Origin of the sequence: Chenggangzhangella methanolivorans (genome assembly GCF_019797865.1) — a bacterium.
Lineage (GTDB): Bacteria > Pseudomonadota > Alphaproteobacteria > Rhizobiales > Methylopilaceae > Methylopila > Methylopila methanolivorans.
Genome location: NZ_CP081869.1, coordinates 4,500,513 through 4,519,534, shown reverse-complemented (window position 1 = coordinate 4,519,534; position 19,022 = coordinate 4,500,513). Strand labels below are relative to the sequence as shown.

At 68.9% G+C, this 19,022-nt stretch carries 19 protein-coding genes and 5 pseudogenes; 18 read left to right on the top strand and 6 right to left on the bottom strand.

Annotated elements, in window-relative coordinates; all coding sequences use genetic code 11:
• Positions 1 to 106: 106 nt before the first annotated feature.
• The 3 genes from K6K41_RS23645 to K6K41_RS23635 are packed head-to-tail and all read left to right on the top strand — an operon-like array spanning position 107 to position 1,349.
• Positions 107 to 448: an outer membrane protein assembly factor BamE gene (locus K6K41_RS23645; RefSeq protein ID WP_261402520.1), complete on the top strand. Its 342-nt coding sequence runs from the start codon at positions 107 to 109 to the stop codon at positions 446 to 448.
• A 5-nt stretch (positions 449 to 453) separates the two neighbouring features.
• Positions 454 to 897 (top strand): hypothetical protein, encoded by a 444-nt coding sequence (locus tag K6K41_RS23640; RefSeq protein WP_261402519.1) that lies wholly within the window; start codon positions 454 to 456, stop codon positions 895 to 897.
• A 14-nt stretch (positions 898 to 911) separates the two neighbouring features.
• Positions 912 to 1,349: a DUF1489 family protein gene (locus tag K6K41_RS23635; protein ID WP_261402518.1), complete on the top strand. Its 438-nt coding sequence runs from the start codon at positions 912 to 914 to the stop codon at positions 1,347 to 1,349.
• A gap of 53 nt (positions 1,350 to 1,402) precedes the next feature.
• On the opposite strand, the gene K6K41_RS23630 is transcribed toward K6K41_RS23635, so the two are convergent.
• Both K6K41_RS23630 and K6K41_RS23625 read right to left on the bottom strand, forming a co-directional pair.
• Complete coding sequence (locus tag K6K41_RS23630; protein ID WP_261402517.1) at positions 1,403 to 1,693, bottom strand: hypothetical protein; 291 nt, start codon at positions 1,691 to 1,693, stop codon at positions 1,403 to 1,405.
• Positions 1,690 to 2,205, bottom strand: coding sequence for a hypothetical protein (locus K6K41_RS23625; protein WP_261402516.1), 516 nt, complete (start codon positions 2,203 to 2,205; stop codon positions 1,690 to 1,692). Before K6K41_RS23625 ends, K6K41_RS23630 begins: the two co-directional genes overlap by 4 nt.
• A gap of 271 nt (positions 2,206 to 2,476) precedes the next feature.
• Here K6K41_RS23625 and K6K41_RS23620 point away from each other — a divergent pair, with 271 nt between their 5' ends.
• A complete protein-coding gene (locus tag K6K41_RS23620) occupies positions 2,477 to 3,154 on the top strand; it encodes a DUF599 domain-containing protein (RefSeq protein WP_261402515.1) in 678 nt (225 codons plus the stop codon).
• Positions 3,155 to 3,295: 141 nt separating this feature from the next.
• Here K6K41_RS23620 and cimA read toward each other — a convergent pair.
• Both cimA and cysS read right to left on the bottom strand, forming a co-directional pair.
• Positions 3,296 to 4,894 (bottom strand): annotated as a pseudogene (gene cimA / locus K6K41_RS23615) (citramalate synthase).
• Positions 4,891 to 6,248, bottom strand: a pseudogene (cysS, locus tag K6K41_RS23610) (cysteine--tRNA ligase). The pseudogenes cimA and cysS overlap by 4 nt, the downstream one beginning before the upstream one ends.
• A gap of 539 nt (positions 6,249 to 6,787) precedes the next feature.
• Between cysS and pqqA the strand changes: the two are divergent.
• The 5 genes from pqqA (at position 6,788) to pqqE (ending at position 10,293) form a co-directional block, all read left to right on the top strand.
• Positions 6,788 to 6,868 (top strand): pyrroloquinoline quinone precursor peptide PqqA, encoded by an 81-nt coding sequence (pqqA, locus tag K6K41_RS30800; protein ID WP_128779492.1) that lies wholly within the window; start codon positions 6,788 to 6,790, stop codon positions 6,866 to 6,868.
• A 53-nt stretch (positions 6,869 to 6,921) separates the two neighbouring features.
• Positions 6,922 to 7,857 (top strand): pyrroloquinoline quinone biosynthesis protein PqqB, encoded by a 936-nt coding sequence (gene pqqB / locus K6K41_RS23605; RefSeq protein WP_261402514.1) that lies wholly within the window; start codon positions 6,922 to 6,924, stop codon positions 7,855 to 7,857.
• A 30-nt stretch (positions 7,858 to 7,887) separates the two neighbouring features.
• On the top strand, positions 7,888 to 8,658 hold the full coding sequence (gene pqqC / locus K6K41_RS23600; RefSeq protein ID WP_261402513.1) for a pyrroloquinoline-quinone synthase PqqC: 771 nt from the start codon (positions 7,888 to 7,890) through the stop codon (positions 8,656 to 8,658).
• On the top strand, positions 8,655 to 8,936 hold the full coding sequence (gene pqqD, locus K6K41_RS23595) for a pyrroloquinoline quinone biosynthesis peptide chaperone PqqD (protein WP_261402512.1): 282 nt from the start codon (positions 8,655 to 8,657) through the stop codon (positions 8,934 to 8,936). Before pqqC ends, pqqD begins: the two co-directional genes overlap by 4 nt.
• A 187-nt stretch (positions 8,937 to 9,123) precedes the next feature.
• Positions 9,124 to 10,293: a pyrroloquinoline quinone biosynthesis protein PqqE gene (pqqE, locus tag K6K41_RS23590; RefSeq protein ID WP_261405828.1), complete on the top strand. Its 1,170-nt coding sequence runs from the start codon at positions 9,124 to 9,126 to the stop codon at positions 10,291 to 10,293.
• A 323-nt stretch (positions 10,294 to 10,616) separates the two neighbouring features.
• On the opposite strand, the gene K6K41_RS23585 is transcribed toward pqqE, so the two are convergent.
• A complete protein-coding gene (locus tag K6K41_RS23585; RefSeq protein WP_261402511.1) occupies positions 10,617 to 10,778 on the bottom strand; it encodes a Flp family type IVb pilin in 162 nt (53 codons plus the stop codon).
• 278 nt (positions 10,779 to 11,056) lie between these two features.
• On the opposite strand from K6K41_RS23585, the gene K6K41_RS23580 reads away from it, so the two are divergent.
• The 8 genes and pseudogenes from K6K41_RS23580 (at position 11,057) to K6K41_RS23545 (ending at position 17,526) form a co-directional block, all read left to right on the top strand.
• Positions 11,057 to 12,226, top strand: coding sequence for a DUF2865 domain-containing protein (locus K6K41_RS23580; RefSeq protein WP_261402510.1), 1,170 nt, complete (start codon positions 11,057 to 11,059; stop codon positions 12,224 to 12,226).
• Positions 12,227 to 12,345: 119 nt separating this feature from the next.
• A complete protein-coding gene (locus K6K41_RS23575; protein WP_261402509.1) occupies positions 12,346 to 12,966 on the top strand; it encodes an anthranilate synthase component II in 621 nt (206 codons plus the stop codon).
• Between the two features lie 11 nt (positions 12,967 to 12,977).
• Positions 12,978 to 14,000: pseudogene (gene trpD, locus K6K41_RS23570) on the top strand (anthranilate phosphoribosyltransferase).
• Positions 13,997 to 14,770: pseudogene (gene trpC / locus K6K41_RS23565) on the top strand (indole-3-glycerol phosphate synthase TrpC); the annotation flags it as partial. The pseudogenes trpD and trpC, both read left to right, overlap by 4 nt.
• A gap of 49 nt (positions 14,771 to 14,819) precedes the next feature.
• Complete coding sequence (locus K6K41_RS23560) at positions 14,820 to 15,377, top strand: DUF1003 domain-containing protein (RefSeq protein ID WP_261402508.1); 558 nt, start codon at positions 14,820 to 14,822, stop codon at positions 15,375 to 15,377.
• Between the two features lie 90 nt (positions 15,378 to 15,467).
• Entirely contained in the window at positions 15,468 to 15,812 is a 345-nt protein-coding gene (locus K6K41_RS23555; protein WP_261402507.1) for a hypothetical protein, read from the top strand.
• A gap of 2 nt (positions 15,813 to 15,814) precedes the next feature.
• Positions 15,815 to 16,312, top strand: coding sequence for a cyclic pyranopterin monophosphate synthase MoaC (gene moaC / locus K6K41_RS23550; RefSeq protein ID WP_261405827.1), 498 nt, complete (start codon positions 15,815 to 15,817; stop codon positions 16,310 to 16,312).
• The gene (locus tag K6K41_RS23545) at positions 16,309 to 17,526 is read left to right on the top strand and encodes a molybdopterin molybdotransferase MoeA (protein WP_261402506.1); all 1,218 of its coding nucleotides are present in this window, start codon (positions 16,309 to 16,311) and stop codon (positions 17,524 to 17,526) included. The genes moaC and K6K41_RS23545 overlap by 4 nt, the downstream gene beginning before the upstream one ends.
• Before the next feature lie 29 nt (positions 17,527 to 17,555).
• Here the strand turns inward: K6K41_RS23545 and K6K41_RS23540 are convergent, their stop codons facing one another.
• Positions 17,556 to 17,939 (bottom strand): hypothetical protein, encoded by a 384-nt coding sequence (locus K6K41_RS23540; RefSeq protein WP_261402505.1) that lies wholly within the window; start codon positions 17,937 to 17,939, stop codon positions 17,556 to 17,558.
• 299 nt (positions 17,940 to 18,238) lie between these two features.
• Between K6K41_RS23540 and lexA the strand changes: the two are divergent.
• Positions 18,239 to 18,939: pseudogene (gene lexA / locus K6K41_RS23535) on the top strand (transcriptional repressor LexA).
• Positions 18,940 to 19,022: the final 83 nt, after the last annotated feature.

The window sequence follows — 19,022 nt, the reverse complement described above, 5'->3', positions numbered from 1 at the left end:
TTTTCCAAGGGTTTTTCGACCGTCCGCGCGGCGGCGCTCGCGGTAGCGGCCGCCGGCGTCCTGACGCTCGGCGGCTGCGCGCGAGGAGCAGACCAAGGGCTATGTGATGGCCCCGAACGCGCTCCAGCAGGTGCCGGTCGGCTCCAGCCAGGAGCAGGTTCTGGTCGTGCTCGGCACGCCGTCCACGACCGCGACGCTCAAGGGCGAGGTCTATTACTACATCACCCAGCGCTCGAAGCGCGCGGTCGCCTTCCTGAACCCGACGATCACCGACCAGACGGTGGTGGCGGTCTATTTCAACAAGGACCGCCGGGTCGAGAAGGTGGCGCATTTCGGCGTGCAGGACGGCCGCATCATCGACTTCGTGGGCGAGACCACGCCGACCGCGGGCCAGGAGCGCAACTTCCTCGAGCACGTCTTCAAGGGACTGCTCTCGAACGAGGATTGATCCGCATGGCCCCCGCGCCGCGCCGCCTGAGCCTGCCGGCGGCGGCCGCGGCCGCCGCCTTGTCGCTCGCGCTCCCCACGCCTGCGGCGGCGGGGCCCGGCGACATGCAGTACGTCACGATCGTCGACCATTCCCCGCAGGGCTTCGTAAGAGCGCTGCGGGCCGGCGAGGATTTCGTGAAGGGCGGGCGCGGCCGGCGCTTCCGCATCATCCTTGCGGCCGCGGGCGTGATCGTGGCGATCCCCAGCACCTCGATCGCGCAGCTCGAATATATGAAGAAGCGGCGGCCCGCGGGTCTCGAGATCATCGCCTGCAAGGAGACGATCGACGCGCTCGCCAAGGCCAACAAGCGCCGCCTGCCGACCCTGCCGGGCATCTCGGTGAAGCCCTGCAAGTCGCTCAAGAATCAGATGACGCTCGCCGGCTGGCAGAACGCTCCCGGCATCTGAGGACAAGCCGCGGCATGCCGCTCAACCTCCAGAAGCTCTGCGTCGGCTGCGATTCGCCCGAGGAGCTGCGCGGCTGGATCGACGAGCGCATGGCCGAGCGCCGCCGCCGCGGCGCGCCCGAAGAACAGATCCACACCACCCGCATGGCCCCGAAGCGCCGCGACGAGCTGCTCGACGGCGGCTCGCTCTACTGGGTGATCAAGGGCGTGATTCTGGTCCGCCAGCCGCTGCTCGACCTGCGCGCCGTGACGGGCGCGGACGGGATCGAGCGCTGCGAGCTGGTGCTCAAGCCCGAACTGATCCCGGTGCGCCCCACGCCGCGCCGCGCGTTCCAGGGCTGGCGCTACCTGCCGTCCGGCGAAGCGCCGGCGGATCTCGCGGACGACGAGCGCAAGGCGCCGGGACTGCCCGCGCACCTCGTCGCAGAACTCAGGACGCTCGGGCTGCTGTAGCGCCGGTGCTCTCGGTGTCGAACGCAGACTTCAGCTTCGCGAAAACAGATCCGTCAGCTCGCCGGACAGAACACGATCAGACGAAATTTCACGTTTGTGGCCACAGTCGAGGTTCCTGACATCCGATGCGTGCCGACGAAAACTGCGTTGGGGTTGCCAAATCTTTCCTGAGTAAAAGCAAAATATCCGGGCCCGTTTGAAATCGACACCGAATAATAACAGTGCGAGACGTCTCGATCGAAACCGATCTCATAATTGCCGGTGATGCCCCCGATCAGAAAAGAGCTCGCGCCCGCCGTTCCGCGGTCGAGCGAGCCGTCCACATTGACGACCGCCCCCATCATGACGTCCGGGCCGGCCGGGCCTTGAGGACCGACCGGGCCCTGCGGGCCCGCTGCCCGCCGTCCGTCGGCTCCCTGAGGCCCCTTGAGGGGCGGCGGGCCCTTGAGGTCCCGCCGCTCCCTGGGGTCCGGCGGGACCGGCTGCGCCGTCCGAGCCCGGCTCGCCCTTGGCACCTTTCGGGCCCTTGGAACCTTCGTCGCCCTTCGCGGCGAGGAGGTCCCACTTCGCGGAGTTCGACGGCCGCGCCCTTGCTCTTCTCGACTGCGATGAAGCTCGAGCCCTTGTAGAAAACCGTGTCGCCGACCTTGTAGCTGCGGTCGACCTTCCAGTCGCCGAGCCAGCGGAGGCCGCTCGCGGCGAGCTCGATGCGCATCTCCTGCGGCGCGCAGGCGTCTTCCGGACCGACGATCAACCGGAGCGCACCTGAAGCCTGGCCGGTCTGGGTCACGCACCCGACGGCAGGCGCCGTCGCGGGCTCGTCGTCCGCCACGGCCGGAGCGATCATGAACGACACGGCGCACGCCGCCGTCACGGACCAGACCAAGCTGCGCATCGCCAAGCCCGCGGAAGCAATGCCGCCGATTAGATCGGCGGCCCGATACCACCGATATCCGTAGAACTACGTATCCGAGCAAAAAGCGTCCGTTGCGCCACTACGGGGCGACTCGCGCCCGGCGGACCGCCGCCGGGGCCTGGGGCCGGCTTCCGACCAACCAGTGTTCAGGGTCGCCTCCGCGTGGTACTCCCACGGCGCGACTTTGACACGGTCTCGGGAGACGCCGGCGGTGACCAGTTTCGGCCTCATCGACGCGGCGGCGATCCTCTATTTCCTTGTCGTCTGGTTCGGCCACTACGCCTTTTCGGAACGTTCGGCCAAGAGCCTCAACTCCGTGATGGCAGAGCGCCGGCGCGACTGGATGCGGCGGATGGCGGGGCGCGAGGCGCGCATGCCCGACACCATGACGATGACGGGCCTGCAGAACGGCTCGGCGTTCTTCGCCTCGACATCGCTGATCGCGATCGGCGGCGCCTTTGCGGCGCTCGGCGCGAGCGCGAACGCCATCGAGGTGTTCTCCGCGCTCCCCCTCGGCATCACGACGACGCGCGAGGCCTACGACATCAAGGTTCTGGGCGTCGCGGCGGTGCTCACCTACGCGTTCTTCAAGTTCGTCTGGTCCTACCGGCTGTTCAACTACGGCTCGATCCTGGTCGCCGCCGCGCCTCCGCGCGAGGAGCTCGGCACGCCGCAGATGGAGATCGCGATCGAGCGCGCGGCGCGGATGAACATCGAGGCCGGAAAGCACTTCAACCGCGGCCTGCGCTCGCTCTTCTTCGCGCTGGCGCTGATCGGCTGGTTCGTGAGCCCCTGGGTGCTGATCGCCACCACGACGCTCGTGACCATCATCCTGCACCGCCGCCAGTTCTCGTCGGAGCCGCTGAAGGCGGCCGGCTGGGACGGGTAAGGCGGCCGTTCGCCGCGTCATGCCCGGCGGAGCCGCGCATCTACGACTTTCCGAGAAGATCGAGCGCCGCGACGAAGTCGTGGATACCCGCGCGAAGGCGCGGGCATGACGGCGACCACCCTTGAGATCGTCAGGCTTCGACTAAGGCGCGGCGGCCCCCGCCTTCAGCAGCTTGTAGGTGAGGCTGTCGGTGAGCGCCTCGAAGGACGCGTCGACGACGTTGGGCGAGACGCCGACCGTGGTCCAGACCTCGCCGTCGCCGTCCGTCGACTCGATCAGCACGCGGGTGATGGCGTCGGTGCCGCCGTTGAGGATGCGGACCTTGTAATCGGTGAGTTTCAAATCCGCGATGTAGGGCTGGTAGCGGCCAAGATCCTTGCGCAGCGCGAGATCGAGCGCGTTGACCGGGCCGATGCCCTCGGCCGCCGTGATCAGCGGCTCGCCGTCGACCGTGACCTTCACCACCGCTTCCGAAACCGCGATCTGGCCGCCATGCCCGTCGCGGCGGCGCGCGACCATCACGCGAAAGCTCTCGACCGTGAAGAAGTCCGGCACGCGGCCCAGAGCGCGCTTGGCCAGCAGCGCGAAGGAGGCCTCGGCGCCCTCATAGGCGTAGCCTTGCGACTCCCGCTCCTTCACCCGCGCCAGAAGCGCGTCGAGCCGCGGGTCGGCCTTGTCGACATCGACGCCGACGCGGGCGAGTTCGGAAAGGAGGTTCGACTTGCCGCCCTGGTCCGACACCAGCAGGCGCCGGTGGTTGCCGACGGCGTCCGGCGCCACGTGCTCGTAGGTCGCCGGGTTCTTCAGGATCGCGGAGGCGTGGATCCCGGCTTTGGTCGCGAAGGCGTTGGCGCCGACATAAGGCGCGTAGCGGTTCGAGGGGCGGTTCACGAGCTCGTCGAAGGCGCGGGAGAGCTGCGACAGCCCCGCCAGCGCCTCGTCCGGCACGCCGACGTCGAAGGCGCGGTTGAACTCGCTCTTCAGCTTCAGGTTCGGGATCAGCGTCGTGAGGTTGGCGTTGCCGCAGCGCTCGCCGAGGCCGTTCAGCGTGCCCTGGATCTGGCGCGCGCCGGCGCGCACCGCCGACAGGGAATTGGCGACCGCGAGCCCCATGTCGTCATGGGCGTGGATCCCCAGACGCCCCGCCGGAACCACGGTCCCGGCCGCGCGCGCACGATCTCGGCGACCTCTTCGGGCGTCGTGCCCCCGTTGGTGTCGCAGAGCACCACCCAGCGGGCGCCGGCTTCGGCCGCGGTCCTGGCGCAGGCGAGCGCGTAGTCGGGATTGGCCTTGTAGCCGTCGAAGAAGTGCTCGCAGTCCACCATGGTCTCGCGGGCCCGCGACCGAGGCCTCGACCGTCTCGCGGATCGTCTCGAGGTTCTCCTCGAGCGTGATCCGGAGCGCCTCGCGGACGTGAAAGTCCCAGGTCTTGGCCACGAAGCAGCAGGCGCCGGCCTTGGCCTGCAGCACGCCCTGAAGGCCCGGATCGTTGGCCGCCGAGCGCCCTGCGCGCTTGGTCATTCCGAAGGCCACGAAGGTCGCCTTTTCGGTGCGGGGTGCCGAGAAGAACTCGGTGTCGGTCGGGTTCGCGCCTGGATAGCCGCCCTCGACATAGTCGACGCCGAGGTCGTCCAGCAGCCGCGCGACCGCGATCTTGTCGTCGAGCGTGAAGTCCACGCCCGCGGTCTGCGCGCCGTCGCGAAGCGTGGTGTCGAACAGATAGACCCGCTCGCGGGTCATCTCGCCGCCTCCCAGACCGTGCCGCCGGCGCCGTCCTTCAGCACGACGCCCTGCGCCAGAACTCGTCGCGGATGCGGTCGGCCTCGGCGAAGTTCTTCTCGCGCCGCGCCGCGAGGCGGGCGTCGATCAGGCGCTCGATCTCGGCCTCGGAGATCGCGAGCTCCGGCGCGTTGGCGGCGCGCCAGTCGGCGAAGACCTCCGGGCGGAAGCCCAGAAACTTCAGCGTGCCGGCGAGCGCCTTGCGGCCGCCTTCGGACTTCAGCCGGTGGATCTCGGCGATCATCTTGGGCGTGTTGAGGTCGTCGGCCAGCGCCTCGACGACGCCCGGCGCCGGACGCGCGTCGGCCTCGCTCGCCGCCGCCTCGAACCAGCCCGCCAGCGTCCGTTCGGCCTCCTGAAGGCTCTTCAGCGTCCAGTTGATCGGCTGGCGGTAATGCGCCGAATACATCGCGAGCCGCGCGACGTCGCCCGGCCAGTCGTTCAGGATCTCGCGGATCGTGACGAAGTTGCCGGCGGACTTCGCCATCTTCTCGCCCTCGACCTGCAGGAAGCCGTTGTGCATCCACACATTGGCCATGCGGTCGTGGCCGAAGCAGCAGGTCGACTGCGCGATCTCGTTCTCATGGTGCGGGAAGATCAGGTCGATGCCGCCGCCATGGATGTCGAACACTTCGCCGAGCAGCGCCGCCGACATCGCCGAACATTCGAGGTGCCAGCCGGGACGGCCCTGCCCCCAAGGGCTCTCCCACGCCGGCTCGCCCTCCTTCGAGGGTTTCCACAGCACGAAGTCCATCGGGCCCTTCTTGTAGGACGCGACCTCGACGCGGGCGCCGGCCTCCATCTCGTCGAGCGAACGGCGGGCGAGCTTGCCGTAGGCCGGCATCGAGGCGACGTCGAACAGCACATGGCCGTCGGCCGCATAGGCGTGGCCGCCGGCGATCAGGCGCTCCACCACCTTGATCATATCGAGTTCGTCCGCGCCACGGCAGATGTAGTCGGTGGCGCGCGGCTCGTGGGTGGGCGAGAGGCACCCCAAGTCCGCGACGTCCTGGTGGAAACCGGCGGCGGTCGCCTCGGTCAGTTCGCGGATCGTGATCCCTCGCTCGGCGGCGCGCGCGTTGATCTTGTCGTCGACGTCCGTGATGTTGCGGACGTAAGTCACCGCGTCCTCGCCATAGGTCTGGCGGAGCAGGCGGAACAGCAGGTCGAAGATGATGACGGGCCGGGCGTTGCCGATATGAGCGCGGTCATAGACCGTCGGCCCGCAGACATACATCCGGACGTCCGTGGGATCGATCGGCGCGAAGTCTTCCTTCGCGCGCGTCAGCGAATTGTAGAGCTTGAGCGTGGTCACGCCCCGTCCTCCTCGTCGGCCGGGGTGTCGCGCTTCTCTTAAACGTTCAAGAAAAACCGCCGCGGCCAGCCTTCAGCTCAGCCGCAGATAATGACGATCCGGCAGGTCGCGCGTCGGGCGGTGTTCATGGCGGCGGACAATGCTCGCGGGCCCCGGGCGCGTCAAGCGCGTCCAATTCCAATCCGCCACGACGAAGTTCATCGGCTGCCGGACCGGCCTGACGCGGGGCCGAGCAGATTCGCGACATGGAGGACGTCGACTTTCCCGCGCCCGAATGAAGCGCCGCGGCCCCGCCGCCGCTGGAAAGCGGGCGCGCAAGCCGTTGAAATCATGGCGACAAGGCGGCGGCATAGACCATAGGCGGAGGCCGGCATGACCACCCCAAGTCTAAGAGCTTCTTGAGATTTAGCGGCCTTGCATTACCAAGATTTAAGGCGGCGGCGGCTGGCGGCGGGACTGCCGCCGGGCTATCTTCCCGACGTGCCGCAGGGTGATTTATTGCGCTGCAGCATAGTCTAGGAACCCTTGAGGAGGCAACAATGGCCCTTTGGACCGCTCCGATCGTCGAAGAGACCCCGGTTGGTCTCGAAGTCACCTCGTACAGCCCGGCCGAGCTCTGAGCTATACGTCGTGATTGAACTTCAGCAGATCTGCGGATCGTAAGGCCCACGCCATGTCGTTCCGCATGATCGTGCTTGGTTCGGCCGCCGGCGGCGGCTTTCCCCAGTGGAATTGCCGCTGTCCGGTGTGCGCCCTCGCCTGGGACGGCGACCCCCGCGTCAAGGCGCGGACGCAGTCGTCGATCGCGGTCGAGACCGGCGACGGGCGCTGGACGCTGTTCAACGCCTCGCCCGACCTGCGCTCCCAGATCCTGGCCACCCGCGCCATCCAGCCGACCGGACTGCGCGAGACGCCGATCGCCGCCGTCGCGCTCACCAATGGCGACGTCGACCATGTCGACGGGCTGATCACGCTGCGCGAACGCTCGCCGCTCACCGTCTACGCCACGTCCCAGATCTCCAAGGTGCTCGACGCCAACCCGATCTTCGGCGTGCTAGCAAAGGACGTTGTCTCGCGGGAAGTGGTCGAGCTCAACAATCCCTTCCGCATCCACGACACCGAGATCGAGTTCTTCGGCGTCCCCGGAAAAGTGCCGCTCTATCTGGAGACGAAAGATCTCAAGATCGGCGACACCTCCGGCGACACGATCGGCGTGGCGATGGAGAAGGCCGGAAAGCGGCTCGTCTACATCCCGGGCTGCGCAGTAGTGGACGACGACGTCCGCGCCCGCGCTTCAGGAGCCGACCTGCTGCTGTTCGACGGCACGGTGTTCGAGGACGACGAGATGGAGAAGGCCGGCGTCGGCGTGAAGACGGGCCGGCGGATGGGACACGTGCCGATGTCGGGTCCGGGCGGCTCGCTGGAGGCGTTCCAGGGTGTAAACGTCGGCCGGAAAGTCTACATTCACATCAACAACACCAACCCGGTGCTGATCTCCGGTTCGGCCGAGCGCCGCGCCGTCGAGGCCAAGGGCTGGGACGTGTCGGAAGACGGGCTCGAGATCGCGATCGGCGAGCCCTCGGCGAACCGCGGATCAACCGCGGCCTGAAGCGACGCGACGTTCGCGGGAGACGAACCCATGGCCGGTTCTTCGGCTGAACTGCTGACCCCTGAAGATCTCGAGGCGCGGCTGCGCCAGGTCGGCGAAACGCGCTACCACCACCTCCACCCGTTCCAGCTTCGCCTGCAGTCGGGCGAGTGCACGCGCGGCGAGGTCGAGGCCTGGGCGCTCAACCGCTACCTCTACCAGGCCTGCATCCCGCAGAAGGACAGCCACATCCTCGCCCGGATGGAGGACGCCTCGATGCGCCGCGAATGGCGCCAGCGCATCATCGACCATGACGGCGAGCGCGAGGGCGAAGGCGGCATCGCCAAGTGGCTGAAGCTCACCGACGATCTCGGTCTCGACCGCGGCGACGTGATGTCGGGGCGGCTCGCGCTGCCCGCCACGAAGTTCGCGGTGAACGCCTATCTGTCCTTCGTGAAGGACCGCTCGCTCTTGGAGGCGATCGCCTCCTCGCTCACCGAGCTGTTCTCGCCGATGGTGATCAAGACGCGCGTCGCCGGCATGCTCTCGAATTACGACTACGTCACCCAAGAGACGCTCGCCTATTTCACCGCGCGTCCCGTCCAGGCCAAGCGCGACAGCGACTTCGCGCTCGCCTATGTGCTCGAGCACGCCAAGACGCCGGAGCAGCAGCAGGCCGCGATCGGCGCTCTCGAATTCAAGTGCTCGATGCTCTGGACCATGCTCGACGCGCTCGAGCACGCCTATGTCTACGCCAAGCCCTGGCCGGACGCCTTCGCTCCGGACGGAGCCGCGGAGATGCGCCGGGCGGCCGCGGAATGAGCGACGTCCCGAGCGAAGCGACGCCGAAACTGCCGCGCGGGGTGAGGCTTCGCCGCGACGAGGTGCGTCAGGAATGGCTGCTGCTCGCGCCCGAGCGCGTGCTGAAGCCCGACGCGATCGCGGTCGTGGTGCTGGAGCTTTGCGACGGCGCGCGCACGGTCGGGACCATCGTGGACGAGCTCGCGCAGAAATACGCCGCGCCGCGCGAGCAGATCGAGACGGACGTGAAGAAGATGCTCCGGGACCTCGCCGACAAGCGGGTGCTGGATCTGGCGTGAAGTTGAGATGAAGCCGATTGCGTGCTTCGAGACGCCTGCTGGCGCAGGCTCCTCAGCATGAGGGATGGTGAGAAGGCCAAAACTCAACATCCCTCATGCTGAGGAGCGGTCCGAGGGATCGCGTCTCGAAGCACGCAGTTCGTTGATGCAAGGCGCTCTGGAAGGAAGGAGGCAAAACATGAACGACATGACCCTTCCGAACCCCTCGGAGGCCGCCCGCGTGGCCCCGCCGGCGCCTCTCGGCATGCTGGCCGAGCTCACCCATCGCTGCCCCCTCTCCTGCCCCTACTGCTCGAACCCCGTGGAGCTCGACAAGCGTTCCGGCGAGCTCGACACCGAAACCTGGAAACGCGTGTTTTCGGAAGCCGCCGCCATGGGCGTGCTGCATCTCCACCTTTCCGGCGGCGAGCCGACGGCGCGCAAGGACATCGTGGAGCTGACGGCGCACGCGGTGAAGGTCGGGCTCTACACCAACCTCATCACGTCGGGCATCGGCGTGCAGCGCGAAAAGCTCGAGGAGCTGGCGAACGCCGGCCTCGATCACGTGCAGCTCTCGATCCAGGACGCCGAAGCCGAGAACGCCGACAAGATCGCGGGGCTTTCAGGCGCGCATGACAAGAAGCGGATCTTCGCCGGCTGGGTGCTCGAGCTCGGCATGCCGCTGACGATCAACGCCGTGATCCACCGCGGCAATGTCGAGAACATCGAGGCGCTGGTGAACATGGCGCTCGATTTCGGCGCCCGGCGCGTCGAGATCGCGCATTCGCAATATTACGGCTGGGCGCTCGAAAACCGCAAAATGCTGATGCCGACCCGCGAGCAGGTGATGAAGGCGGCCGAAACCGTCGAGCGCCTGCGCGCGGAGCTTCAGGGCAAGCTGGTGATCGACGCCGTGGTGCCGGACTATTACGCGCGGCGCCCAAAACCCTGCGTCGGCGGCTGGGGCAAGCAGTCGCTCAACGTCACGCCGCAGGGCAAGGTGCTGCCCTGCCACGCGGCCGAGACGATCCCGCATCTCGAATTCGACTACGTGACCGAGAAAAGCCTGTCGGAGATCTGGACCAACGGGTCGGCCTTCGAGGCCTATCGCGGCACGGACTGGATGAAGGAGCCCTGCACCAGCTGCCCGCGCAAGGAGATCGACTTCGGCGGCTGCCGCTGCCAGGCGCTCGCCATCACGGGCGATCCGCGCAACGCCGATCCCGCCTGCTCGCTGTCGCCGTTCCACGCCAAGATCACGTCGCTCGCGATCAAGGACGCGGCGGACGACGGGCGCGACTACATCTATCGCCGCTTCGGCGCGACGCCGGGAAACGCGGCGCGCGTGCAGATCACGCGCAACGGCGCGCCGGTCTGAGCCAGGCTTTGGATGCCCGCGAAGACGCGGGCATGACGGGGCTTCGCCTCACCGGATCTCGATCCCCCAGCCCGGCTGCAGCCCGTCCATGGGGCGATCAGGCGGCGCATGCGTGGCGAGGTGACTTTCTTGTCCCGGACTTGATCCGGGACCAGAACCGAAACGTTTCAAGTCCTTCCGCAGCGCCTCGGCTGCCCATCGACCGCAGTCGGTTCTGGGTCCCGGATCAAGTCCGGGACAAGAGGGCGGCGCGTCTTGACCGCCGCTGGGCATGACGCTGGCCAAGCGGAACCGGGCCCGCCAGGCCCCGGCCCGAGAACGCGTCAGCGCAGGTTGCTGTTGATCTTGGTGAAGGACGAGTTGAGGCTCGTGCCGATGCCGCGCACCACCGTGATGATGGCGATCGAGATCCCGACGGCGATCAGGCCATACTCGATGGCGGTCGCGCCGGACTGGTCATGCATGAACCGGCGAACGGCTTTCATCGCGGGCGCCCTTTTCTCTCAGCGGTTTGACCTGGTCTGGATACCCGGCCGGGGCTTTAGGAACCGTTGCGTCGAGCGCAGAAAGATTGCGCGCAGTTCACAGAGTCGAGAGCGTTCGCGGCCGCCGCCTTCTCACTTCCGTCCATTCGCGCGGCCCTGTGCGAGGCGGTCGAGGCTTGCTAGAACCCTTGCGGGGTGCGCGTGCGCCGGCATGCGAGAATCGCCTGAAGGAACGAGCATGAAGTCTGCCATCCTGACGATCGCCGCTGGCCGCGGGGTTGCTCGCGGCCGCGCCGGCGGACGCCCAGCAGGGATCGGAGGACTGCCTGCGTCTCGAGGCGCAGCTCGCCGGGCTCGATCGGTCCGGCCCCAAGCGCGCCGATCCGCGCCAGCTCGAGCAGTCGGTCGCGCGCCAGCAGAACGAGCTCGACCGCACCAACGCCTACGCCCGCGGCATCGGCTGCGGAAAGAAGTTCCTGTTCTTCGGCGACCCGCCCGCCGAATGCGGCCCGCTCGGCCAGCGCATCAAGCAGATGGAGGTCAATCTCGACCGGCTGCAGGCGCAGGCGGCTCAGGCGTCCCAGGGCGGCGGCATGGATCCGCGCCGCCGGGAGCTTCTGTTCGCGCTCGCCCGCGGCCAGTGCGGGCCGCAGTACCGGCTGGTCGAGCGCCGCGTCGCGCCGACCCAGCAGCAGGAGAAGCGCGGCTTCCTCGACATGCTGTTCGGCGGCGGCGGCCGCCAGTCGGAGGACGCCGTCGGCGGCGAGACCGTGCTCGAGCCCGAGATGGAGCCCGGCGCGACGCCGCATGTCTCGACCTTCCGCACCGTCTGCGTGCGCGCCTGCGACGGCTTCTTCTTCCCGATCTCCTACCAGACCACCAAGAACGCGTTTAACCGCGACGAGGCGATCTGCCACGCGACCTGCCCCGGGGCGGAGGCCAAGCTGTTCGCCTACCCCAATCCCGGCGGCAAGATGGAGATGGCGTTCGACGTCGACGGCCAGCCCTACACGAAGCTCGAAAACGCCTTCCGTTATCGCAAGGAGTTCGTCGCCGGCTGCTCGTGCAAGCCGGAGGGCATGAACTGGGCCGAGGCGCTGCAGGGCGTCGACGACAAGACGGTGAAGAAGGGCGACATCGTCATCGACGAGAAGACCGCGAACGACATGAACCGCGCCAAGAGCCCGGAGGAGGCCCAGGCCGCCGCCCAGGCGCTCGCGCGCCAGCGGCCCAAGGCGCCGGCGCAGCCCACGGTTCCCGCGCCCACGCTCGACGGCGGCACCGCGACCCCGGACCCGACCCAGACCGGCGCGAGCCCGCGCCGCGAAGCGCCGACCGACGACGTGATCATCCTGCGCCGCGATCCGGTCGACCGAGGCCAGGTCGAGCGTCGCCCCGTCCAGCGCCGGCCGCTCGACCAGGAATTCGAGTCGCCGCCGAACAACTGACCGGCTTGGCCGGGCGAGGCCCAGGCGAAGCGCGCTACGCCCCTGCCCGCGCGATCAGAGCTCCCGCCCTTGACGAGACGACCGCGCTTGCGCTTTGTCGGGCGCTTCGGAGCGTTGCGATGACCGCCGTCACCCTGATCGACAACTACGACAGCTTCACCTGGAACGTCGTCCACGCCATCGGCGCGCTCGGCGCGCAGGTGACAGTGCGCCGCAACGACAAGACCTCGGTCGCCGAAGTGCTGGCCGACGGCCCGGACGCGATCGTGATCTCGCCCGGCCCCTGCACGCCGCGCGAGGCGGGGATTTCCTGCGAGCTCATCCGCGCCGCCGCCGGCCAGACGCCGATCTTCGGCGTGTGCCTCGGCCATCAGGCGATCGGCGAAGTGTTCGGCGGAGTCGTGGAGCGCGCCCCGACCCCTGTGCACGGCAAGCTCGCGACCATCCGCCATCAGGGCCGCGGCTCGTTCCGGGGCATCAACGGCCCCTTGAGCGCCACGCGCTATCATTCGCTCGTCGTGCGGCGCGAGGGACTGCCCGACGCGCTCGAGGTCACGGCCGAGACCGAGGACGGGCTGATCATGGGCCTGTCGCATCGCGCATGGCCGATCTTCGGGGTGCAGTTCCATCCCGAGAGCATCGCCTCCGAGCATGGCGCGACCATCTTCGGCAACTTCCTCGCCGACGCCGCCGAGTGGAACGTCGAGCGCCGGCGGCTCGCCGCCGCGCGCGCGGGCTGACGGCGGCTCCGATGGACGCCTTCAAGCCTGTCATCGCCCGGATCGCGGAAGGCCGCGCTCGATCGCGCAGCCGCAGAAGCCGCGTTCGGCCAGATCATGTCGGGCGAGACCACGCCCGCGCAGATCGGCGCCTTTTCTGATGGGGCTTCGCCTGCGCGGCGAGACGGTGGACGAGATCGCGGGCGCGGTCGCGGCCATGCGGGCGCGCATGACGCCGGTCGCGGCGCCGGCCGAGGCCGTCGACGTCGTCGGGACCGGGGGCGACGGCGCCGGCTCGGTCAACGTCTCCACCTGCGCGGCCTTCGTGGTCGCGGGCTGCGGCGTGCCGGTCGCCAAGCACGGCAACCGGGCGCTCTCCTCCAAGTCAGGCTCGGCCGACGTGCTGAAGGCGCTCGGCGTCGACGTCGACCTCAGCCCCGAGCGCATCGCCGCCTGTATCTCGGAGGCCGGCGTCGGCTTCATGTTCGCGCCCAACCATCACTCGGCGATGCGCCATGTCGGCCCGGCGCGGACCGAGCTCGGCATGCGCACCATCTTCAACCTGCTCGGGCCGCTTTCGAACCCGGCCGGCGTCAAGCGGCAGATGGTGGGCGTGTTCGCCGCCAAATGGGTCGAGCCGATCGCCGAAGCGCTCTCCACGCTCGGCTCGGAGGCCGCCTGGGTGGTGCACGGCTCCGACGGGCTCGACGAGATCACGACCTCGGGCGAGACCTCGGTCGCCCAGCTGAAGGACGGCCGCGTCACGACCTTTTCGATCTCGCCCGAGGACGCTGGGCTCCCCCATCATCCGGCCGAAGCGCTGAAGGGCGGCGACGCCGCGCAAAACCGCCGCGCTGCGCCGTGTTTTGGATGGCCAGTCAGGGGCTTATCGCGACATTTCGATCCTCAACGCCTCCGCCGCGCTGATCGTGGCGGGCCGCGCCAAGAGTTTCTTGGAGGGCGCGGAGCTCGCCGCCGCCTCGATCGACAGCGGCGCCGCCGCCTCGCGCCTCGACGCCCTGATCCGCGTCTCGAACCCGGAGACGGCCGAATGACCGCAGACGTGCTGGAGCGCATCGGCGCCTACAAGCTCAAGGAGATCGAGGCCGCGAAAGCCGCCCGCCCCCTCGCCGAGGTGAGGCGCGCGGCGGAGGCCGCCTCCCCGCCGCGCGGCTTCGTCAAGGCGATCCGCGCCGCCCATGCGGACGGGCGCACCGCGCTCATCGCCGAGATCAAGAAAGCAAGCCCGTCCAAGGGCTTGATCCGCGCCGACTTCGACCCGCCGGCGCTCGCGCGCGCCTATGCGGCCGGCGGCGCCGCCTGCCTTTCGGTGCTGACCGACGGCCCCTCGTTCCAGGGCGCGCCCGAGTTCCTGGGCCAAGCCCGCGACGCCGTCCCGCTGCCCGCCATCCGCAAGGATTTCCTCTACGATCCCTACCAGGTGGCCGAGAGCCGGGCGCTCGGCGCCGACTGCATCCTCGTCATCATGGCGGCCGTGACCGACGCGCAGGCCCGCGACCTCGTCGCCGCCGCCGGCGACTTCGGCATGGACGTGCTGGTCGAGGTCCATGACGGCCAAGAGCTCGACCGGGCGCTGCCGCTCGGCACGGCCCTCGTGGGCGTCAACAACCGCAACCTGCGCACCTTCGACGTGCGCCTCGAAACGACCGAGGAGCTCTCGGCCCGCGTTCCGGCCGACCGGATCCTCGTCGGCGAGAGCGGGATCTTCACCTCCGCGGACGCCGCGCGCCTGGCCGCCGTCGGCTGCCGCACGCTGCTCGTCGGCGAGAGCCTCATGCGCCAGCCCGACGTCGCCGCCGCGACCGGTCGCTGCTCGCGGCCTGAAGGCTTCCGCCGGACAAGGAGGTCTTGCCATGACGAACGAGACCTCGCCAGAGCTGGACCAGGCCTCGCACCGCGTCTTCGGCCGCGCGCTCAACGCCCTCGACGACGCCGAGAAGCGCGTCCTCAAGCTCGCCCGCGGCCGCAAGCTCATCGCGCGGCCTCCCTCGCCCGACGACGACGCCGACAGCTTCGGAGACCGGCTCGCCGACGGCGTGGCGCAGTTCGGCGGATCCTGGACCTTCATCGTCATCTTCGGCGTCATTCTGGCGATCTGGGCGGTCGCCAACGTCTGGCTGCTGACGCGTCCGTTCGACGCCTACCCCTTCATTTTCCTCAACCTGATGCTGTCGATGCTGGCCGCGATCCAGGCGCCCATCATCATGATGAGCCAGAACCGCCAGTCGGCGAAGGACCGGCGGCAGGCCGAACTCGATTACGAGGTGAACCTGAAGGCCGAGATCGAGATCATGGCGCTGCACGACAAGCTCGACGCGCTGAGGAACGACCATCTCGTCGCGCTGGTCGCCAAGCAGGAGGAGCAGATCGCCCTGCTCACGCGCCTGCTCGAGCAGCGCCCGTTGCGTTGAGGCGCGCGACCCGCCATCACTCGCCGCTCCGAACGAAAACCGCCGCGCCAAGCGCCGCCGCCCGCGCCACGCCAGCCAGCGACCACGACCATGACGCCGGAAGACCCGCCCCCGCCGCCGCTCGACGCCACGTTCCGCAACGGCACGATCACGGCGTTCGGCGTCACGGTTTCCTTTTCTCTCGGCTTCCTGTCGCAATGGGCGTCGAGCCCGGGCGTCTGGCACAGCTACGACACGCCGCCCGCCCTCATGATCTTCGTCGGCGTCGCGCTGCAGATCCGCGCGCTGGCGCTCCTGCTGCCGATCGAGGGGCTCCGAAAGAAGATCTACGACAAGGCGACCAAGATCTATCTCGTCGGGCTGATCCTGACGGGCCTCGGCGTCTGCGCGGCGGTCTCGTTCGACGCCCTCGCCCCCCTGTTCTCGGGAGCCTGACGATGACCGACGTTTCCCCGCGTCTCACCCATCTGTCCGCCTCCGGCGAGGCCAACATGGTGGACGTCGGCGGCAAGCCCGCCACGACCCGCGAGGCGACGGCGGAGGGCCGCGTCGTCATGGCGCCCGAGACCCTGCGTCTCGTCGTCGAGGGCGAGGCCAAGAAGGGCGACGTGCTCGGCGTCGCCCGCATCGCCGGCATCATGGCGGCCAAGCGGACCCACGAGCTCATTCCGCTCTGCCATCCGCTGGCGCTCTCCAAGGTCTCGGTGGAGCTGACGCCCGACGACAGTCTGCCGGGCGTGCGCGTCTCCGCGACCGCCCGCGTCTCCGGCCCGACCGGCGTCGAGATGGAGGCGCTGACGGCGGTGACCGTCGCGTGCCTCACCGTCTACGACATGACCAAGGCGGTCGATCGCGGCATGCGGATCGAGGGCGTGCGGCTGCTGTCGAAGTCCGGCGGCCGCTCCGGCGACTTCCACGCCGGGGAGCCGGCGTGAGCGGCCTGCTTCCCGTCCCCGAGGCGCGCGCGCGCATCCTCGCGGGCCTCGCGCCGCTGCCGGCCGAGCGCGTCGTGCTCGCCGAGGCGCTTGGGCGCACGCTCGCCGCTCCGCTCCATGCGCTCCGCGACCAGCCGCCCTGCGACTGTTCGGCGATGGACGGCTACGCGGTCCGCGCCGCGGACGCAGCCGGGGGCGCGCGGCTGCGCGTCGTCGGCGAGTCGGCGGCCGGAAAGAGCTTCGGCGGCTTGATCGGTCCCGGCGAGGCGGCGCGCATCTTCACCGGCGCGCCCGTGCCGCAGGGCGCCGACGCGATCCTCATCCAGGAGGACGCCGACCGCGACGGCGACGTGATCACCGCGCGAGAGGCGGCCCAAGCCGGGCGCCACATCCGGCGGGCGGGGCTCGACTTCTCGAAGGGCGAGGCGCTGCTCGAGGCCGGCCGGCGCCTCGGCGCGCGCGACCTCGCGCTCGCGGCGGCGCTCGGCCATCCCGCGGTGGAGGCCGCGCGACGCCCGCGCGTCGCGATCCTCGCCACCGGCGACGAGCTCGTCGCGCCGGGCGACCCTGTCGGCCCGGACCAGATCGTCGCCTCGAACGCCTTCGCGATCTCAGCGATCGTGACCGCCGAGGGCGGCGTTCCGCTCGACCTCGGCATCGCGCCCGACCGGCCGCAGGCGATCCGCGCCGCGATCGCCCGCGCCTTCGCCGAAGAGGCCGACATTCTCGTCACGCTCGGCGGCGCCTCGGTCGGCGACCACGACCTCGTCCAGCCCGCGCTCGAGGCCGAGGGCGTGACGCTCGACTTCTGGAAGATCGCGATGCGGCCAGGCAAGCCCATGATGGCGGGCCGCCGCGGCGCGACGCTCGCGCTCGGCCTGCCGGGCAACCCGGTCTCGTCGATCGTCTGTTCGCTGCTGTTCCTCGCGCCCGCGCTCAGGCGGCTGTCGGGGCGCGCGGACCTCGATCCGGCTTTGCTGCCCGCCAGGCTCGGCCGCGACATGCCCGAGAACGACCAGCGCGAGGACTATATGCGCGCCGCGCTCGAAATCGGGCTTGACGGCGTTCCCGTCGCGACCGCGTTTCCGCGGCAGGATTCGTCGATGCTGCGCCGACTCTCGGACGCCGAATGCCTGCTGGTCCGCCCCGCGCACGCCCCGGCCGCGAAGGCCGGCGACGCATGCCGGATCCTCGCGCTGCCGCATCCTTACTAAGGCTCGCCGCAAGCGGCCGACCGAAGCGTCTACTTCCCGACGGGCGTCAAGACTTCCTTGCCGAGCTTCTGAGTGGACGTCTCTGCGAATTTGCCGATCAGTTTGCCCGATCCATCCGGCTCATAGATGCTGAACCCGACATAGCCGCCGCCGGACTTGGGAGCAAATCCGCAACTCAAGCGATCTTCCTCGGCAAAGCACATCGAAAGCTCTATGAAATCCCCGTACTTTGACTCAGATCGATAGATACTACCATCGACCTTGACGATCGTGACGTTCGCCTTAACGACGTCGCCGTTCGGCAGCGTGATCTTGCTCTTGTATTTTCCAGAATAGTCACGCGCGGCCGCCTCGCCCGCCATGGACCAAGACGCCGCAACACCGCACGCTACCGCGAAGGCCAGTCGACGCATCGTCGTCTCCTGATGTCGGTTGCTTAGAGATCGCGACGCGCGACCGCACTCCGACAAGTTTAGACGCCGGCAACCGTGGCGGGCATCCGCAAGACTACCTATCGCCGCGGGCGCCCGGCTTGTCGGAGATCGGTCCTACGCCCTCTCTGGTCGTGCTGCGCGGCGAGGCGCATCGGCGGCGCGTCGCTCGTTCGTCTGTCCGACACGCGGACGGAAACGGGATGTTAACGCTTGCGGAACATGTCTAGAACAGTTACGGTCGTGTTCATGATTTGTTTTGGCCTCGCGCGGAGCCGTCGATGCTGACCCGCAAGCAATATGATCTCCTGCGCTTCATTCACGAGCGGCTGAAGGAGACCGGCGTTCCCCCTCGTTCGAGGAGATGAAGGATGCGCTGGGGCTTCAGTCGAAGTCCGGCATCCACCGTCTCATCATGGCGCTGGAGGAGCGCGGCTTCATCCGCCGCCTGCCGAACCGGGCCAGGGCTCTCGAGGTGGTGAAGCTGCCGGAAGCCGCCGCTCCCGCCGTCACGCGGCCGACCGGCCGGTTCTCTCCGAACGTCATCGAGGGCAGCCTCGGCCGCCGTCCGCAGCCAGCGAACGAGGATGAGGATCCCCGCTCGGTCTCCGTCCCCGTCATGGGGCGCATCGCCGCCGGCGTGCCGATCGAGGCGATCCAGTCGCGCAGCCACACGATCTCGGTGTCGCCCGACATGTTGGGCGGCGGCGAGCATTTCGCGCTCGAAGTGCGCGGCGACTCGATGATCGAGGCCGGGATCCTCGACGGCGACCTGGTGCTGATCAAGAAGCAGACCACCGCCGACACCGGCGACATCGTCGTCGCGCTGGTCGACGACGAAGAGGCGACGCTGAAGCGTCTAAGGAAGCGCGGCGCCTCGATCGCTCTCGAGGCCGCCAACCCGGCCTACGAGACCCGCATCTTCGGCCCCGACCGCGTCGCGATCCAGGGCCGGCTCGTGGGGCTGATCCGCCGGTATTGAAGGCTTCGCCTTTCGACGCGACGGCGTCTCTCCTTATCCCGCTGTGGGAGAAGGTAGGCGACGCGAAGCGCTGGCCGCTTGAG

Bases quoted from the DNA above. Each gene is read 5' to 3' on its own strand.
- pqqA (WP_128779492.1), top strand. From the start codon at position 6,788: ATGGCCCTTTGGACCGCTCCGATCGTCGAAGAGACCCCGGTTGGTCTC.
- K6K41_RS23630 (WP_261402517.1), bottom strand. From the start codon at position 1,693: ATGATGGGGGCGGTCGTCAATGTGGACGGCTCGCTCGACCGCGGAACG.
- K6K41_RS23645 (WP_261402520.1), top strand. From the start codon at position 107: ATGGCCCCGAACGCGCTCCAGCAGGTGCCGGTCGGCTCCAGCCAGGAG.
- pqqE (WP_261405828.1), top strand. From the start codon at position 9,124: ATGACCCTTCCGAACCCCTCGGAGGCCGCCCGCGTGGCCCCGCCGGCG.
- pqqD (WP_261402512.1), top strand. From the start codon at position 8,655: ATGAGCGACGTCCCGAGCGAAGCGACGCCGAAACTGCCGCGCGGGGTG.
- K6K41_RS23540 (WP_261402505.1), bottom strand. From the start codon at position 17,939: ATGCGTCGACTGGCCTTCGCGGTAGCGTGCGGTGTTGCGGCGTCTTGG.
- pqqB (WP_261402514.1), top strand. From the start codon at position 6,922: ATGTCGTTCCGCATGATCGTGCTTGGTTCGGCCGCCGGCGGCGGCTTT.
- K6K41_RS23585 (WP_261402511.1), bottom strand. From the start codon at position 10,778: ATGAAAGCCGTTCGCCGGTTCATGCATGACCAGTCCGGCGCGACCGCC.
- pqqC (WP_261402513.1), top strand. From the start codon at position 7,888: ATGGCCGGTTCTTCGGCTGAACTGCTGACCCCTGAAGATCTCGAGGCG.
- K6K41_RS23555 (WP_261402507.1), top strand. From the start codon at position 15,468: ATGACGCCGGAAGACCCGCCCCCGCCGCCGCTCGACGCCACGTTCCGC.
- K6K41_RS23640 (WP_261402519.1), top strand. From the start codon at position 454: ATGGCCCCCGCGCCGCGCCGCCTGAGCCTGCCGGCGGCGGCCGCGGCC.
- K6K41_RS23560 (WP_261402508.1), top strand. From the start codon at position 14,820: ATGACGAACGAGACCTCGCCAGAGCTGGACCAGGCCTCGCACCGCGTC.
- moaC (WP_261405827.1), top strand. From the start codon at position 15,815: ATGACCGACGTTTCCCCGCGTCTCACCCATCTGTCCGCCTCCGGCGAG.
- K6K41_RS23575 (WP_261402509.1), top strand. From the start codon at position 12,346: ATGACCGCCGTCACCCTGATCGACAACTACGACAGCTTCACCTGGAAC.
- K6K41_RS23635 (WP_261402518.1), top strand. From the start codon at position 912: ATGCCGCTCAACCTCCAGAAGCTCTGCGTCGGCTGCGATTCGCCCGAG.